The sequence below is a fragment of the Candidatus Merdisoma sp. JLR.KK006 genome (assembly GCF_036941035.1).
GTDB lineage: Bacteria > Bacillota > Clostridia > Lachnospirales > Lachnospiraceae > Laedolimicola.
The window spans coordinates 219,377-235,259 of record NZ_JAYMNS010000002.1; the positions used below are offsets into that span (position 1 = coordinate 219,377).

Consider the following 15,883-nt stretch of genomic DNA (forward strand, 5'->3'; position numbering starts at 1 on the left):
TTGCCGGTTCCATGGTATAAATGCTACAAGAAGTTTATTTTTTTCTATTTTTTTACATAAATTCCACAAAATTTAGGCATTGGTTTTAAAACAGTATTTTTAAGATATTACAAAACCAGGGAGGTGCTGTTTTTGGAAGAAACCCTGCGGCTTCAGATGCTCGAATATCCCACATATCCGGTAGATGTGGTTTTGGACACCGATGCTTTCAATGAAGTCGATGATCAATTCGCTCTGGCCTATCTAATACGCAATCAGGAAAAGCTTCGTCTACAGGCCATCTATGCGGCCCCTTTCTTCAATGAAAAAGCGGATTCCCCAAAAACAGGAATGGAGAAAAGCTATGATGAGATTCTGAATATTCTGAATCTGGCTGAGGCGCCAAAATACAGAGAACGAGTATTTCCAGGTGCAGAGCATTTTCTGAAAGACAGAAATGAGCCTGCAAAATCGGAAGCCGCCCAAGATTTGATTGAACGTGCCCTCCAGTATTCAAAGGAACATCCCTTATATGTAATCGGAATTGCGGCAGCTACCAATCTTGCATCTGCCATTCTTCTGGAACCCTCCATACGAGAGCGCATTGTGGTTATCTGGCTTGGAGGAAGCGGATTTCACTGTTCGGAAATAGAAGAATTTAACCTTATGGAGGATATTCCTGCAGCACAGGTGCTTTTTGACAGCGGTGTTCCTCTGGTACAGCTTCCCTGCTGGGGTGTTGTGGAAAGCTTCTCCATCAGCAAACCGGAGCTGGAAGTATATCTGAAAGGGCACAGTCCTCTTACAGATTATCTGGCTTCCCATGCCATCGCCTCTGTGGAAGAATGGGCCGAAACTCCTATGTGGACAAAGGCTATTTGGGATGTGGCGGCTGTGGCGTGGCTTCTCAATGACAATCAGCGATTTATGAAAGAACGAACGGTTCCCTGTCCGAAGATTACCAGCCAGGGCAGATATCATTTCACAGAAGGACGCCATTCCATGCGGTACGTATATCGGATGGAACGTGATCCGCTGATGACAGATTTAATAACAAAATTAAGAAAAATATAAAAGAAAGAGGTGATGAATATGGTAAAAGGAGCCTTGGTGTTCCAGACAGATTTCGGAATGCAGGACGGCGCCGTAAGCGCTATGTACGGTGTTGCCTACGGTGTATCACCGGATTTAAAGATTTACGATCTCACCCATGGAATTGAACCCTACAACACCTGGGAGGCCAGCTATCGTCTGATTCAGACTGTAAGCTACTGGCCGGAGGGCACTGTATTCGTATCGGTGGTAGATCCGGGAGTAGGTTCCACCAGAAGAAGCATTGTCGCCAAGACAAAGACCGGGCAGTATGTAGTAACTCCGGACAACGGCACTCTGACCTTTGTAAAGCGAAACCCCGGAATTGAGGCGGCCCGTATTATTGATGAAACAGTTAACCGCCGTTCCGGTTCTGAGGAATCCTATACTTTCCATGGCCGGGACGTCTATGCTTTTACAGGCGCCAGACTTGCTGCCGGTACGATTACTTTTGAGCAGGTAGGAGAAGAAATCGATCCCTCCACCATTCTGGAACTGCCTACCATTCCGGCCAAAGAAACTTCGGACGGAGGCGCGGCAGGCACCATCGACGTACTGGATGTTCGGTTTGGAAGCCTGTGGACGAATATTCCCATAGAACTGTTTAAAACCCTCGGCATTGATTTTGGCGAGCGTGTAGAAGTACAGATCTCCAATGATACCAGAACCCTGTACCGAAATACCATGGTCTATGCCCACTCCTTTGCAGATGTATATGTAGGCGAACCTCTGGTCTATATGAATTCTCTGAACTGTATGGCAGTCGCCATCAATCAGGGAAGCTTTGCCAAGGCTTATAATATCGGAACCGGCAACAGCTGGCATATTGAGATTCGAAAGGATCCCAGAGGATAATGCCCTCACTGTACCAGGCTGTATATCCCCCTATATAGTCAGGTACCCGCAGGAATAAGGTTGCAAAAGGCCTTAAGCCTTTGTAATATAAATTTATATACCTAAGAGTACTCCTGCAAAGTCAAATACCCCGCAGCAAGCTGACGGGGCATCAAGCTTGTAGCGCAGCAGAGCTGCGGGGTATTTGACCCCTGCGGCAGTCGCCAAATGGACGTGCAAGCACGTCCGCTTGGCTCATTGCCCACAGGAATAAACCTTTAAGGATGAGGTCCGCTGCCTCCGCAGGGTATGTATTACATGATGCCTATAAGGTATATGATGCTAAATTTGTACGAGTATTCCAAACTATCAAGAGGGAAAAGGAGAGTTACAAATGAAGAATTTCTCAGTAAAAACAATCGTAGCAACCGGAATCGGCGCAGCACTGTTTTTCGTGCTGAGCAGCTATGTGGCAATTCCCACACCGGCGCCCAATCTGAAGATCAGCGTACACTACCCCGTTGTGGCAGTGATGGCTATGCTGTTCGGCCCGGCAGCAGGCTTCCTTATGAGTCTTATCGGCCACTTCTTAAGCGACCTTGCAAGCGGCTGGGGGGTTTGGTGGAGCTGGATCGCAGGGAGCGCATTTTTCGGTCTGGTTATGGGCTTCTTAGGCTACAAACTGAAATTGTCCAAAGGTGATTTTGGTGTAAAAGGCGTTATTATCTTTAATATAGTACAGATTATTGCGCATTTGATTGCATGGGGTCTTATTGCACCTGGCCTGGATATTCTGATCTATGACGAGCCTGCAGAAAAAATCTTTCTTCAGGGCGCAGTAGGCAGCGTTGGAAATATTCTGTCAACAGCAATTGTAGGCACTATTTTGTGCTTTGCTTATGCATCTACAAGAGCGAAAAAGGGGTCCTTAAAAGCAGAAAAATAAAATATACGGAAAAGGCTGTCCCAAAGTAAGGCATTTGGATCAAAAAATCCGCTGTCTTATTTTGCGGCAGCCTTTCTTAATTGTTATGAACCATACATCTCGATTCTGGAATGCCTGTTATTCGTATAATCCCTGCGAAACAACTTTATGTTTCACGCCATGCCTTAAGATATTTCGTATGAGTTATACTGTCTGACAATGTCCAGCAATCGAAAAGGAGGTACAGGTGAAAGAACCGATTATAAAATTTGAAAATTTCAGTTTCCAGTACGATGCCCAGGCAGAGCCGACTCTGAAAAACATCAATCTGAAGATTTATCCGGGAGAAAAGCTTCTCATTGCTGGCCCTTCCGGCTGCGGCAAATCCACCCTCACCCACTGTATGAACGGGCTGATTCCCTTTGCCTATTCCGGAGTATCTACCGGAACTCTGACCATACATGGCAAGGAAACGAAAAATGAAAGTATTTTCGAGATATCCAAAACCATCGGAACCGTCCTTCAAGATCTGGACGGACAGTTTATTGGATTAACTGTTGCGGAGGATATTGCCTTTGCTCTGGAAAATGCCTGTGTAAATCAGGAGGATATGAAAAGAGAAGTTCTTCAGGCGGCCCGAAAGGTAGGAATTGCCGACCACTTGGAGCATGCTCCCGATGCTCTCTCCGGCGGACAAAAGCAGCGGGTTTCCATGGCAGGGGTCATGGTAAATCAGGTGGAAATTCTTCTCTTTGACGAACCTTTAGCCAATCTTGACCCGGCTACCGGAAAACGTGCCATTGAGATCATTGATCAGATTCAAAAGGAAACAGGAGCAGCTGTAATCATTGTAGAGCACCGTTTGGAAGATGTGCTGTGGCGTGACGTAGATCGGATTGTACTCATGAAAAATGGAGAAATTGCGGCTGTTCAAGCTCCTGACGAACTTCTCTCCACCAATCTTCTTCTGGAAAACGGAATCCGGGAGCCCTTATACTTAACAGCTCTCAAATACGCCGGAATGACCATTACTCCAAAGTGTAAGCCCCACAGCATCCACAGCCTTACCCTGTCAGATGAGGAAACGGCAGCAGTCCGTGATTGGTATCACAGCCGAAAGGAAAAGGAAAAAAAGGATGAACCGGATATTCTGCTTCGGGCCGACGGAATTGATTTCACTTATGAAAACGGCTTCCATGCCCTAAAGGGAATCAGCGCCACAGCCGCCAAAGGGGAACTTCTGGCGATTGTAGGAACAAACGGAGCCGGTAAGTCTACATTTTCCAAGGTTATCTGCGGTTTTGAAAAGCAGCAGTCCGGCACTCTTACATTCCAGGGTGAGGATATGATGAACTACAGCATCAAGGAGCGTGCGGATCGCATTGGCTATGTGATGCAGAATCCCAACCAGATGATTTCCAAGACCATGATCTTTGACGAGGTGGCCTTTGGACTTCGCCAGAGACAAGTGCCGGAAGACACCGTCACAGCAAAGGTAGAAGAAGTATTAAAAATCTGCGGCCTGTATCCTTTCCGGAAATGGCCGGTATCTGCCTTAAGCTTTGGACAGAAAAAGCGTGTTACCATTGCCTCCATTCTAGCCCTCGATCCCCAGATGATTATTCTGGACGAGCCTACGGCAGGACAGGATTACCGTCATTATACGGAGATCATGGAATTCCTGAAAGAGCTTCACAACCGGGGAATCACGGTAGTTATGATTACTCATGACATGCATCTCATGCTGGAATACGCTCAGAGAGCTATTGTCTTCTCAGGGGGACAGGTGATTGCAGATGATACCTCTGCCAACATTCTGACCAATCCGGATATTATCAAGCGTGCGAATCTGAAAGAAACCTCCCTTTATGATCTGGCGCTTTTGTGCGGAATTGAGGACCCTAATGTATTCGTTCAGCACTTTATAGACTATGAAGAGGAGGAGGTACGAAAATGATTCAGCTATTTAATTACATAGACCGCGTTTCTCCCATTCACAAATTAACCGGAGCCTCCAAGCTGGCCTGCATGCTCTGCTGGGTTCTTGCAGCTATGATTACCTTTGATACCAGATATCTTATCCTGCTGACCATTGCTGCGCTGGTTCTGTTCAAAGTATCAAAAATCAAAGTAAGCGATGTTAAGGTTATCCTTATTTTCTCTTTAGTATTTCTGGTTATGAATAACCTTTTGATCTATCTTTTCTCCCCGGAGCATGGGATAAGCATCTATGATACCCGAACTGAGCTGTTTCACATTATCGGGAGGTACAGCATTACTGTACAGCAGCTTCTTTATCATGCAAATGTAATTTTAAAATACACAGCAACCATTCCGGTGGTGATTCTTTTTATCTCCACCACACAGCCAAGCGAATTCGCTGCATCCCTGAATAAAATCGGTGTCAGCTACAAGGTTTCCTATTCCGTATCTCTGGCCCTGCGCTATATTCCGGACGTTCTGGACGAATTTCACACTATTTCTCTGGCGCAGCAGGCCCGGGGCGTGGAGCTGTCAGGAAAAGAAAGTCTGGTGAAAAGGCTGAAAGGGGCTGCCGCTATTCTTATGCCTTTGATTCTGTCCAGCATGGAGCGGATTGAGGTAGTTTCCAATGCCATGGAACTTCGCTGCTTCGGCAAGAAGTCCAGGCGGACTTGGTATCGGGAGCGGAAGTTTACTGGTCTGGATTATACTACTATTATCTTAGGTTTTGTACTGATTGGTATTTCTATTGCGCTTCAGTTTATAAATGAGGGGCGATACTGGAATCCGTTTTAAAAGATATACAGACGTTAAATTGGAATATGCTGTCCGGCTCTAACTAAGAGAAAACATTCAAACATGTATATATGGTTTATTATCTGCAAGAATAAACTCTGGCATATAGCATTGATTTTATAATGCACCCAGCAGCCTTTGAGCTGCTGAGAGCATTATTTTTTTACACTTCCTTCCTCTGCTTCCGCACAAAGGGAATCATAGACATAGCCGCCTGTGCCCCCTCTCCCACGGCAGTGGAAATCTGCAAAAGACCGCCAATACAGTCCCCGGCCGCATACAGGCCCGGAACATTCGTTTCCATCCGCTCATTTACCTTGATATTCTGCCCCTCGGTAAATGCTCCTGCCTTTTTTGCCAGCTCCATGGCTCCTGCACTTCCAAGGGCTACAAAAAGTCCTTCTGCCGAAAGGCTGCTTCCATCTGCAAAAGTCACGCCCTCCACACGTTCCGCTCCGTCTACGGAAATAACCGGTTCCCGGATAATATGAACACCCTCCGGCACCTCAGCCTTGAGCTCCTGCCCGTTGGTCAAAAGCGTAACGGACTTCACCACCGGAAGAAGCTGGCTCAGCTCATGGACGGCATAGGCTTCATTGCCAAGAACAGCCACCTCTTTATCCCGGTAGAAAAAGGCATCACAGATAGCGCAGTAGCTGACACCTCTGCCCTCCAGTTCCTTTAAGCCCTTTATCTTCAAAGTTTTTCTTCCGGTTCCTGTGGCCAGAAGCACAGCCAGAGTCTCATAAATTCCATTTTTCCCCTCCAAAATAAAATGACCGTTCCAGGAGATATGGAAAATCTCATCCTCTGCCAGCTCCACACCGAGATTCCTGGCCTGAGTCTTTGTATTCTCCACCAGCTCGCAGCCGGATATGGGCTCAGCCATTCCAAAATAGTTCTCAATTCGATCCGCCTTTTCCAAAGCGCCTCGGTCTTTGCCGATTACAAGAGTCTTTAAATTTGCCCGGCTTGTGTAGAGCGCCGCCGACAGGCCTGCCGGACCGCTCCCGATCATCACCGCATCATACATCATGATATCATTTTCTCCATCTCAATTCCTATACTTAAGACTTATAAGCCAAGCAGCTCCCGTAAGCTCTCCTTGGACTGAAGCCCTACGGCGCTCCCTGCTACCTTTCCCTCTTTAAATACAAGCAGGGTGGGAATATTCATTACCCCATACTGCTGTGCCAGTCTGCCGTTTGCATCCACATCCAGCTTGGCAAACTTTACACTGCTTACCTCCCCGGAAAGCTCATCTACAATGGGCGCCTGCATCCTGCAGGGACCACACCAGGTTGCCCAGAAATCCACTAAAACCGGAATATCTGATTTCAATACTTCCTGCTCAAAATTCTGCTCCGTTACCTCTATAAGTGCCATAAAAATTCTCCTTTCTTTGATCTGCACATGCTTTTTTTGTGCATAGAGGGATACCCGTAGGGTGTTTCTTTGATCTGCACATGCTTTTTTGTGCATAGAGGGATACCCGTAGGGTATTTCCTATTGTTTATATTTGCCCGTCAGAAAAAATATACCTCTGTCCACGCTTTTTTATAGTATACCGCAAATGACAAGATAAAAAAAGACTATTTTTTCCAGTTAACACTTCTTCCCTTTATTCCGTTTTCTCCAAATCCTCCATCCGGGTGCAGACCTGCTCTAAAAGCGGGGTGCTGTGGCTCACTGCCAAAAGCCCAATCCCCCGGCTCTCCACCTCCTGAACCAGAAAGCTCCAGATCTGACTCTGGGTAATGAGATCCAGCATAGTACTAATCTCATCCGCCAGAACAAACCGCGTCCCCGCTCCCAAAGCCCTTGCTATACAAAATCTTTGAAGCTCTCCGCCGGAAAGCTCCGCCGGATATCGGTTCAGCCAATCCGGCTCAATCCCAAGCCCCTCAATCACTCGCTGCTCCAGCTTATCGCCCTCTGCCAGAACCTCTTTCATCCGAAGACGGGGATTGACTACCATTTCCGGATGCTGCCAGATCATCTGCACCGGGCAATAGCCTTTATACTCAGCCAGGGAATGTCCGTCCAAAAGGACCTCCCCCTCATCCGGCTTTTCATAGCCTGCCAGAATCTTACAGAAAGTAGTCTTTCCAAAGCCGCTGGGGGCAATAAGTCCCACCCGTTCCTCCTGGGTCAGCTTCAGGCTGAAATCATTTAAAATCTGTCTGCTATCCGTTCCATAGCGAAAAGAAATATGTTTTGCTTCCAATACCATCTGAATTCTCCTATTTATAGTCCTGCTGATTATGGTTCCGCATACAAGCAGCGAACCTTACCGCCTCGGAGTTTACGATAGGGAATCTCCCCTTTACACTTCTCACAATACTTGTCGCACCTGGGACCAAAAGGACAGCCCTTTGGCATATCCTTCACATAAGGCTGTGTTCCCCCGATAAACTGAAATCCATTCTGAGGAAGCGCTCGCCACAAAGCCTTGGAGTAGGGATGCCGCAGGGTTTCCTCCTTATCAAAATCCCTTACATCCGCATCCTCCACCGTAGTGCCCGCATAGAACACCCCCACCCGGTCAGCTACCTCCAGAGCCTGCTCCAGATCATGGGTAATCAAGAGAACCCCTGCCCCCTGATCCGCTAATTCCCGGAAATGGCTCATCACCCGGCGCACCATCTTCATATGAAGCCCCGGCGTGGGCTCATCCGCAATTACCAGGCGGGGATTGCCCATCATAGCCGTAGAAACCAGCACACGCCGATTCATTCCCCCGGACAGTTCAAAGGGATAAAGCTCCTGAACCTCCTGCTTTAGATGATAGCCCTCAAAGATCTGGTTCAGTTTTTCCCTGGATGCCGGATCCTTTTTTCCCTTTCGGATCTGAGGACCTATCTTCATAAGCGGATCTAAGAATGCCACACTCTGGGGAACCAGAACAATCTCATTTCCCCGAAGCGCTTCCTTCCGCTTTTGTGTCAGTTCCTCCCCATCATAAAGGATGGTACCGCCAAGCACTCCATTGTAGGGAAGAATCCCCAGGATTCCATGGGCCAGCAGACTTTTTCCGGAGCCGCTGGAGCCTACCACCGCCACCATTTCGCCCTCATGAATGGTTACATTCAGATCCCGAATCACATCCAAATCCGTTCTTGCAAAGCCCTTGTCATATTGCTGAAAAGAAATGGATAAATTTTGTATATCTAATATAATCTTCTTTTCTACCATCTGCTACTATGTCTCCTATTCCAGTTCCGTCCCTCTCAAACAGTACACCCAAATCTGTTTTATACATGTGCGCTGCCCGGATCCAGGAGCTTCCGCAGGCTCTCACCTGCCACATCAAACAGCACCACCGTCAATACCAGCAAAAGCCCCGGAAACAGCGCCAGCCACCACTTTCCCATGGCCAGATACTGCATGCTCTCTGACAATATCACCCCAATAGCCGGCTGCTCCGGGGACAGACCAAATCCCAGAAAGGTGATGCTTGCCTCATGGAGAATCGCATGGGGAAACAAAAGAATCAATCCCACCAAAAACTGAGGAAACAAGTGAGGAACCATATGCTTCCAGGCAATCCGCCAGGGACTCATGCCAAGCTTTTTCGCCGCCTTTATATACGCAGCTTCCTTTAACTGCAAGACCTCACCCCGAATCAGCCTTGCCAAAGAAGTCCAGTGGGTGAGGGACACTCCTATCACCACTCCCTTAAAGCCCTTTCCGCAGGCATAGGAAATGAGAATCAGCAGCAAAATATGAGGAATTCCCATAACCAGATCGATAATCCAGGTGACAATGGAATCTACAGCCTTTCCCATGGCAGCCGAGAGAATTCCCAGCGCCAAAGCCAGGAGTGCGCTGACCCCTGCTGCCAAAAGCCCGATGCGAATGCTCATAGACAAGCCCGTAAGGGTGCGCACAAACACATCACGTCCCATCCAGTCTGTACCAAATAAATATTCCCAACAGGGAGACAGGTTCTTTCTGGAAAAATCCGTCTCCATAGCTGCCTTGGCAAAGCTCTGCCCTGCTATGGTAATCAAGGCCAAAAACAGCAATGCCATGCCAAACAAAAGTACCGTACGCTCTCTTCCGTTCATCCGTCTCACAGCCCTGCACCTCCCCTGCGAATACGGGGATCTACGATTCCGTACAAAATATTCGCAATCAGATTGCCCCCAAATACAATCGCCGCACTGATTACCGTAATTCCAAGAAGCAGGGGAACATCACTTCCAATCCCTGCCGTCACCGCAGCCTGACCAAGTCCGGGGTAGGAAAATATCTCCTCCACCAGGACAGAGCCGCCAAAAATCTCACTGATGGAAGCAAATTGCAGAGTCAATGCGGGAAGAATCACATTTCGAAAACCGTGATTTTTAAAAATGCTCCAATTGCTCTCCCCTCTCGCTCTTGCAAAAAGCACATAGTCGCTCTCCATAATGTCAATCATTTTCTCTCTGGTATGCAAAGTAATATTGGAAATCCCGGTGATGCTTAATGTAAGGGCAGGAAGAATCCCATGACGAATCCGATCTGCCAGGGTGACGCCTGCGGCCTCCATGCCAATGGGGACACTTAAGCCTACCGGAAGAACCTGAAGCCAGACTGCAAAAATCATAAGGAGTACCAAAGCAAGCCAGAACGCCGGAGTGCTGGCGATCAAAAGAGAATATCCACGTATGGCCTTATCCACCCATGTCCCGCGCTTCATCCCTGCCAAAGCTCCCAGACAGAAGCCCATCACGCCGGAAATCACCCAGGCAATAGCAAGAAGCCAGATAGAATTGAAAAATTTAACACCAATCACTTCCGATACGGGCCGCCGATACAGGAGGGAAATCCCCATATCTCCCCGAAAAAAATCCGAAGCCCATGCAAGAAAGCGCTCCGCCGGGGGCTCACCCACACCCCAATAAGCATTGAGCTTCGCAATCTGCTCCTGACTCATGCTTCCTAATGCCGCCTGACCCACATTGGCCTGCAGGGGATCTACCGGAGACAGGGATACCAGAAAAAATGCCGCCATGCTGACACATATGAGCAGCAGAAACATCCGAATGGCCTGCTTTCCTATATTTGCACATGTTTTGCGTGCATAAAGGGATACCCTTTGGGTATTTCCTATATTTGCAGATGGATCTTTTTCATCTAATTTCATCTGTCAGTTCCTCCTATTACAAGATAACGCCCTTGCCAAAAACTTGGTGAATTCCAAATGCCCCACCATTCCATATAAACGCACAAAGTGGAGCCGCCTAAAGCAGCTCCTGCTTTGCTTTTATAGTTGGTTATAATGGGTTAGCTTATTATTGTAAACACTTACTGCCACATCCACTGATCCACATTATTAACAATAGACCAGCCATGTCCATGGGGATGCAGCTTCTGCTCTGCCACTTTCAGATTTTCCCTTGACCAGTACAGATGATCCACATTCACAAGCCAAATCCAGGGAATATCTCCCTCCTGTGTAATTCCGGTTGTTCCATCCCACTGTGCTTTTTGCCAAAACTCATAGGAACTGTCCAGATCGCTGGCCGCCAGGGCTTCATCCATGTATTTGTCAACCGCTTCATTGGAATAGGGAGAATATTCTGCGGAACCATTTTCCAAAGTATGATAAATATTATACAGTTCCATAGGAGAATGGGCTCCCCATCCCCACATCAAAGGCTCTGCCTGCGCACGATCGTAAGCCGTATCCCAGCCTACGCCCTCTATGGTAACCTCTATTCCCAGCTCCTTTAACTGATTCTGGGTATCCGCCGCCAATGCCTGACGCAGAGAGTCGCTGGCCGGATATAAGAGATTGAAAGCTGCTCTTACGCCATCCTTCTCCCGAATGCCATCCGTGCCCTCGCTCCACCCGGCCTGCTCAAGTATCGCCTTTGCTTCCTCCGGATTATATTCCACCTCGGCCTCACTGTTATACCAGGGCATCTTATCGCAGACGCTGTAGGCAGGCGTTCCGTAACCGTTCAGAACATTGTTCAGCATTTCCTGCCGGTCAAGACCGATATTAATGGCCCTGCGAACCTGCACATCACTGGTGAAATCATTTCCAACGGCATTTCCATTTTCACCGGTTCCTGCGGGTACTGCCGGAAGATTAAAGCCCCGGTTGTCCACCGACTCAAAGGAAAGAAGTTCATAGCCGTCTATATTCTGATCCGAGTAGGCTGCCGCCGTATATGCCAGATCTGCCTGTCCTGCCTTTGCCGCCGCAAAAGCCGCATCCTCCTCCATAAATACAACGGTAACTCGCTTCATCTTTATTTCCTCACCGTAATAGTCCGGATTGGCCTCAAAGATAATCTGCTGTCCCTTGTCCCACTGCTTCATGATATACCGCCCGGATCCAATGGGATTCTCACCATAGTCGGGGCCGTAAGCATGCTCCGGCACAATTCCCACAATGGCCATGGTATAAGGCCAGATAGAATATGCCTGTGCCATATGAAACTCTACCATAGTATCACTCACGGCCACTGCCTCCTTCAGCATAGTAAAATCATTGACGGAGCTTATTTCTTTCACCGTATTGTAAGTAAATGCCACATCGGAAGCTGTCAAAGGTTCTCCGTCCGTAAACTTCACATCGTCCCGGATAGTTACCGTCCAGGTCATTCCATCCTCGCTCACCTGCATATCCGTGGCCAAATCATAGCCAATGGAAAGATCCGGATTCGTAACTGTCAGTGTGCTTTGAATCAGGGGCTCATGGACGTGCTCACCGGCGCCCCAGCCGTAAGCGGGATCAAAGCCTGCCTCCGGCTCTGAGGTAGGTCCCATGACTACAATCACGGAATCCTTAGCTTCACCCTCCGGGGCTTTTTGTCCCTCCTGATTTTCCTGCTGCGTCTCATCCCCCTGGGGGGCTTCCAAATTCGAACCGCAGGCTGTGAGTAAGCTTATGGACATTACTGCCGCTATCATAATAGAAATCCATTTATTTTTCATGTGTATAACACCTCGCTGTCATCTTTCATCCTGTGCCTGCCAATTGACATCTTTGATTATACACATGCGTTAAAATGTTCACAAGCCACCCTGGGGGATATTTTTTAAAAAAATATGCATTCAATATTTTTACAGTTCCATTGAGGACCAAATCTAATATCCACCCATTCTAAAATATATAACAAATAATGTCATACTCCTTCGTCAGCAGGATCGAAAATGGTGTACGCTTCGCAGCTGGCTATGAGCTTTTTGCTTTGGCAAAGTATTAAATGTCAATATTGAATGACTATTAACGAAAAACTGCATCTGAATTATCAAAAAGAAGGGCTGATGTCTTATTTCCCGACAGCCCTTCCATTTTATTGTTCTGCTTATTCTCCCTACCTTAGAATCACAACACCCAAAAACCATAACAAATACACATGCACCGGATAGAAGATATAATAAAAATACTTTTTATACCGTACGCATTTTCCGTTGCAGCATAACAGCAATGGCAGCGCTGCAATCATCATCCACTGAAAATCATTATTCAGCATATGAGAAAAGTCAAAAAGTGATCGGAATGATGCTCCCCAAAGCACAAGCCCGGTTATAACCTCCATAAAGGCTACAAGCACATCGCTCCCTATCAGCATAAAAAACCTGCCCCAGATTCCAAAAGCAGAATTGAGAAAAAATACAAGGCAGAAAATCAGATACCCAAGGGCAAGCTTCCCTTTATCCTCCTTGGTATAATAGAACAGCGCACCCATAAGGACAAAAAGAAAAGCACCTTCGCAGGTCAAAGCGCTGCCGCAGACAGCTGACAGCAGATTCAAGACAGCATAGGGAACCTCCACAAGCTCATAGAGAGCAGCCCACAGCCCTGCAAAAGCAATCTGCCAAAAGCCATAGATAAACCACATACGCCATTTCCGTTTTGGATGCTCACGTCCAAACTCCATGACCTCAATAAAGAAAGCACCCGCAAAAAGCGTAGCAAAAATATTATTTGTCACAGTTGTCATAAGCCCTGTCTTCTGAACCACAATGGAGAGAATCAGATTGACCACAGCCATGGCCACACTGCATACATAGAGCCGTTTAAAATACAGCTTCTTATCTTTGGTTTTATCCAGGCTCCAAGCCATAGCATAAAAAAACAAGGGTGCGGCCAGCCGTCCAATCCACTGGAACCAGACAGGCATCCCCGGTATAAATGCTCCGATATAGTTAATTACCATTGCCGTCAGGGCAATACGCTTTAGCATTGTCACAGACATTTTTCGACCCCCACTTTTGTATATCTTTCATATTTTACAATATTTTTACATAAAAGGGAAGTATTTGTTACAAATATTTAAATTTTCTTAAGAAACTGCGAAGATTTACTGCTATTTTCCGCATTTTCCATCGGAAGAAAATAGATTATAACCCACCAGCATCAGGGAAAAAGCCGCCAGAGCACGCACAAACCATCCCTGCACGGGCATAAAAAAGGTAGTCAGTATTCCAACCCCTATCCAGAACATGACAAATCCAAGCAATTGTTTCATAAAGGCTCCTGGCAAAAAAGTTCTCACCCTATTATATGCAGAGAAAGGGCTGGCAGATACCTGCCGCCCTTTTCTAAAATTCTGTATATTTCCTATTGGTTGCTGTGCTACTCAAAGTTACTCCTCAGTCTCTTCCTTCTCAATCACATCCACCGCATCCTGGATAGCATCAGCCACAGGGCTGCTCTCCTTCTTCCCACCTGTAAACTTATTCACAAAATCCGGCACCATATCCAGAATCTTCGTCACCGTATCCTGGTTCTTCACATTCACCAGCTTGGTCACGCCGCCGGATATTACCAGAATGGCGCTTGGAGAAATCTTTGCACCCATGCCCCCTCCGGCGTTCTGCTTCTTATCTCCTGCAAAGGCTCCGGCCGCCACGCCAAAAGATACATCTACCAGTGGAAGAATAATCGTATCCCCAACAGTAACGGCATCTCCTACCACCGTCTTTGTTGTAATAAAGCTGTCCATTCCCTTAAACAGAGATTGTACGGTTGTGTCAAAATTATTGTTCATGGCGCAAATCCTCCTTATTGAAGTTTCAATCTTATTCTAATTGCTGTTCCTGTTTTCTCTTTTCTGTACTGACTGCTTAATAGCCGGGCCAAGTCAAGCAAAGCATATGCTTATTCCTCATGGCGGAATTTATGATAAACATATCGGATATTTTTATCTCTCCAAAGCCTCCATAAAACCAAAGCCGCCGTCATGAGCTGAAAACGCCCTTTTACAAACAGCTCCCCTTTCAGAATACTCTTCTCAAAATCCGGGTATACCTTAACATTATCCATAAAAATCGGATAGAATATACTGATGCCGCCCAAAATTTCCCCTGTAAGCGCCGGATCCTCCGTACCAAACCGAAGCTCTCCTTGTATTTTTCTCGGCAGAAGCTTTCCTATCAGAAGCTTTCCCTGCTCCAAAGACTTTTTCATTGCTCCTTTCGTGCGCTGGTCCAGCAAAAATTCCTTGGTATCCTGATATTTCCGAATGCTTCTTTTTATTTTACCACAGAATCTGCGGAATGTATATTTGAGATTTTTAATTTTTTTCCATATTCCAAAAATCTTAAGGAAAAATGCCTTTATCTTAGCAAATATTCTTTTTATGAAGCCGCCATTTTCCTCCCCGGGTCCATCCAATTTGGAAAGCTCTTCCTCTTCTTCATCCCAATCAGATTCTGTTCTGTCTTCTGCCTTTTCACCTTCTGCAGTTTCCTTTGGAATATGCTCCTTTTTCTCCTCGTCTTCTAAAACAGTATGATTGCCCGTTTCTTCACCGGAACTATCCGGCAGAGGAGCTTCCTGTCCTTCCATCTCCTCTATATCTTCTTCTCCCCTGGCAGCCGCATCCTTTGCATCATGGAACAGCTCTTCTGCATCTCTTTCAAGTTCTTCCTCATCCTCCATCAGCGTTTTCACCGTAATTCCAAAGAACTTAATTCTCACGGAAAGGACACCGTGCCGAAAGGTTATCGGAACACTGACCATATGCAGAAGCCAGCTTACCCTGGCCGTTGCTTCCAACTCCTTCTCCTTTAAAAGCTTCCCTTTATAGCGAATCGGTACAAAAAGCACCAAAAGCAGAATCAAAAGCAGCAGCCCCAAAAGCACTGCCAGAATAAGACCAATTATTTTCAATATAACTAAAAATACATGTAGCATCCGGTTCTCCTATTTAAATCACTGCGTGATAGCACGAAAGGGTAAAGTCGCTTCGACACACCTGTAATGAGAGAAACTTTCATTCGAAAGGGCACTCATGAAAGTTCCTCTTGTGCGCCTTTGTGACTTTA

16 protein-coding genes are annotated in these 15,883 nt (G+C 46.8%); 5 read left to right on the forward strand and 11 right to left on the reverse strand.

Annotated elements, in window-relative coordinates; translation table 11 throughout:
- The first annotated feature begins 132 nt into the window (after positions 1–132).
- The 5 genes from VSQ61_RS02660 (at position 133) to VSQ61_RS02680 (ending at position 5,608) form a co-directional block, all read left to right on the forward strand.
- The gene (locus tag VSQ61_RS02660) at positions 133–1,053 is read left to right on the forward strand and encodes a nucleoside hydrolase (protein WP_502877013.1); all 921 of its coding nucleotides are present in this window, start codon (positions 133–135) and stop codon (positions 1,051–1,053) included.
- An 18-nt stretch (positions 1,054–1,071) separates the two neighbouring features.
- Complete coding sequence (locus VSQ61_RS02665) at positions 1,072–1,926, forward strand: SAM hydrolase/SAM-dependent halogenase family protein (RefSeq protein ID WP_334342881.1); 855 nt, start codon at positions 1,072–1,074, stop codon at positions 1,924–1,926.
- A 373-nt stretch (positions 1,927–2,299) separates the two neighbouring features.
- A complete protein-coding gene (locus VSQ61_RS02670; RefSeq protein WP_334342882.1) occupies positions 2,300–2,851 on the forward strand; it encodes an ECF-type riboflavin transporter substrate-binding protein in 552 nt (183 codons plus the stop codon).
- Positions 2,852–3,077: 226 nt separating this feature from the next.
- The gene (locus VSQ61_RS02675) at positions 3,078–4,787 is read left to right on the forward strand and encodes an ABC transporter ATP-binding protein (RefSeq protein WP_334342883.1); all 1,710 of its coding nucleotides are present in this window, start codon (positions 3,078–3,080) and stop codon (positions 4,785–4,787) included.
- Entirely contained in the window at positions 4,784–5,608 is an 825-nt protein-coding gene (locus VSQ61_RS02680; protein ID WP_334342884.1) for an energy-coupling factor transporter transmembrane component T family protein, read from the forward strand. Before VSQ61_RS02675 ends, VSQ61_RS02680 begins: the two co-directional genes overlap by 4 nt.
- Positions 5,609–5,771: 163 nt before the next feature.
- On the opposite strand, the gene VSQ61_RS02685 is transcribed toward VSQ61_RS02680, so the two are convergent.
- From VSQ61_RS02685 to VSQ61_RS02735, 11 genes are all read right to left on the reverse strand, one after another.
- Positions 5,772–6,644 carry an NAD(P)/FAD-dependent oxidoreductase gene (locus tag VSQ61_RS02685; protein ID WP_334342885.1) on the reverse strand — a complete coding sequence of 291 codons (873 nt, stop codon included), beginning with the start codon at positions 6,642–6,644 and terminating at the stop codon, positions 5,772–5,774.
- A 38-nt stretch (positions 6,645–6,682) separates the two neighbouring features.
- Positions 6,683–6,994: a thioredoxin gene (gene trxA, locus VSQ61_RS02690; RefSeq protein ID WP_334342886.1), complete on the reverse strand. Its 312-nt coding sequence runs from the start codon at positions 6,992–6,994 to the stop codon at positions 6,683–6,685.
- 235 nt (positions 6,995–7,229) lie between these two features.
- Positions 7,230–7,841, reverse strand: coding sequence for an ABC transporter ATP-binding protein (locus VSQ61_RS02695; RefSeq protein ID WP_334342887.1), 612 nt, complete (start codon positions 7,839–7,841; stop codon positions 7,230–7,232).
- Between the two features lie 29 nt (positions 7,842–7,870).
- Complete coding sequence (locus tag VSQ61_RS02700; RefSeq protein ID WP_334342888.1) at positions 7,871–8,803, reverse strand: oligopeptide/dipeptide ABC transporter ATP-binding protein; 933 nt, start codon at positions 8,801–8,803, stop codon at positions 7,871–7,873.
- 59 nt (positions 8,804–8,862) lie between these two features.
- Complete coding sequence (locus VSQ61_RS02705; protein ID WP_334342987.1) at positions 8,863–9,678, reverse strand: ABC transporter permease; 816 nt, start codon at positions 9,676–9,678, stop codon at positions 8,863–8,865.
- Positions 9,679–9,683: 5 nt separating this feature from the next.
- Complete coding sequence (locus VSQ61_RS02710) at positions 9,684–10,634, reverse strand: ABC transporter permease (RefSeq protein ID WP_334342988.1); 951 nt, start codon at positions 10,632–10,634, stop codon at positions 9,684–9,686.
- A gap of 266 nt (positions 10,635–10,900) precedes the next feature.
- A complete protein-coding gene (locus VSQ61_RS02715; RefSeq protein ID WP_334342889.1) occupies positions 10,901–12,541 on the reverse strand; it encodes an ABC transporter substrate-binding protein in 1,641 nt (546 codons plus the stop codon).
- A gap of 383 nt (positions 12,542–12,924) precedes the next feature.
- Positions 12,925–13,809 (reverse strand): TraX family protein, encoded by an 885-nt coding sequence (locus tag VSQ61_RS02720; protein ID WP_334342890.1) that lies wholly within the window; start codon positions 13,807–13,809, stop codon positions 12,925–12,927.
- 111 nt (positions 13,810–13,920) lie between these two features.
- Positions 13,921–14,082, reverse strand: a complete 162-nt coding sequence (locus tag VSQ61_RS02725; protein ID WP_160567317.1) for a hypothetical protein — start codon at positions 14,080–14,082, stop codon at positions 13,921–13,923.
- 117 nt (positions 14,083–14,199) lie between these two features.
- Complete coding sequence (locus VSQ61_RS02730) at positions 14,200–14,604, reverse strand: GerW family sporulation protein (RefSeq protein ID WP_334342891.1); 405 nt, start codon at positions 14,602–14,604, stop codon at positions 14,200–14,202.
- Positions 14,605–14,714: 110 nt separating this feature from the next.
- The gene (locus tag VSQ61_RS02735) at positions 14,715–15,752 is read right to left on the reverse strand and encodes a DUF2953 domain-containing protein (protein WP_334342892.1); all 1,038 of its coding nucleotides are present in this window, start codon (positions 15,750–15,752) and stop codon (positions 14,715–14,717) included.
- Between the last annotated feature and the right edge of the window lie 131 nt (positions 15,753–15,883).

What these genes read in the sequence shown, in the direction of transcription:
- VSQ61_RS02665 (WP_334342881.1), top strand. Translation starts at nt 1,072, where the DNA reads ATGGTAAAAGGAGCCTTGGTGTTCCAGACAGATTTCGGAATGCAGGAC.
- VSQ61_RS02670 (WP_334342882.1), top strand. Translation starts at nt 2,300, where the DNA reads ATGAAGAATTTCTCAGTAAAAACAATCGTAGCAACCGGAATCGGCGCA.
- VSQ61_RS02680 (WP_334342884.1), top strand. Translation starts at nt 4,784, where the DNA reads ATGATTCAGCTATTTAATTACATAGACCGCGTTTCTCCCATTCACAAA.
- VSQ61_RS02685 (WP_334342885.1), bottom strand. Translation starts at nt 6,644, where the DNA reads ATGATGTATGATGCGGTGATGATCGGGAGCGGTCCGGCAGGCCTGTCG.
- trxA (WP_334342886.1), bottom strand. Translation starts at nt 6,994, where the DNA reads ATGGCACTTATAGAGGTAACGGAGCAGAATTTTGAGCAGGAAGTATTG.
- VSQ61_RS02695 (WP_334342887.1), bottom strand. Translation starts at nt 7,841, where the DNA reads ATGGTATTGGAAGCAAAACATATTTCTTTTCGCTATGGAACGGATAGC.
- VSQ61_RS02700 (WP_334342888.1), bottom strand. Translation starts at nt 8,803, where the DNA reads ATGGTAGAAAAGAAGATTATATTAGATATACAAAATTTATCCATTTCT.
- VSQ61_RS02705 (WP_334342987.1), bottom strand. Translation starts at nt 9,678, where the DNA reads ATGAACGGAAGAGAGCGTACGGTACTTTTGTTTGGCATGGCATTGCTG.
- VSQ61_RS02710 (WP_334342988.1), bottom strand. Translation starts at nt 10,634, where the DNA reads ATGTTTCTGCTGCTCATATGTGTCAGCATGGCGGCATTTTTTCTGGTA.
- VSQ61_RS02715 (WP_334342889.1), bottom strand. Translation starts at nt 12,541, where the DNA reads ATGAAAAATAAATGGATTTCTATTATGATAGCGGCAGTAATGTCCATA.
- VSQ61_RS02720 (WP_334342890.1), bottom strand. Translation starts at nt 13,809, where the DNA reads ATGTCTGTGACAATGCTAAAGCGTATTGCCCTGACGGCAATGGTAATT.
- VSQ61_RS02725 (WP_160567317.1), bottom strand. Translation starts at nt 14,082, where the DNA reads ATGAAACAATTGCTTGGATTTGTCATGTTCTGGATAGGGGTTGGAATA.
- VSQ61_RS02730 (WP_334342891.1), bottom strand. Translation starts at nt 14,604, where the DNA reads ATGAACAATAATTTTGACACAACCGTACAATCTCTGTTTAAGGGAATG.
- VSQ61_RS02735 (WP_334342892.1), bottom strand. Translation starts at nt 15,752, where the DNA reads ATGCTACATGTATTTTTAGTTATATTGAAAATAATTGGTCTTATTCTG.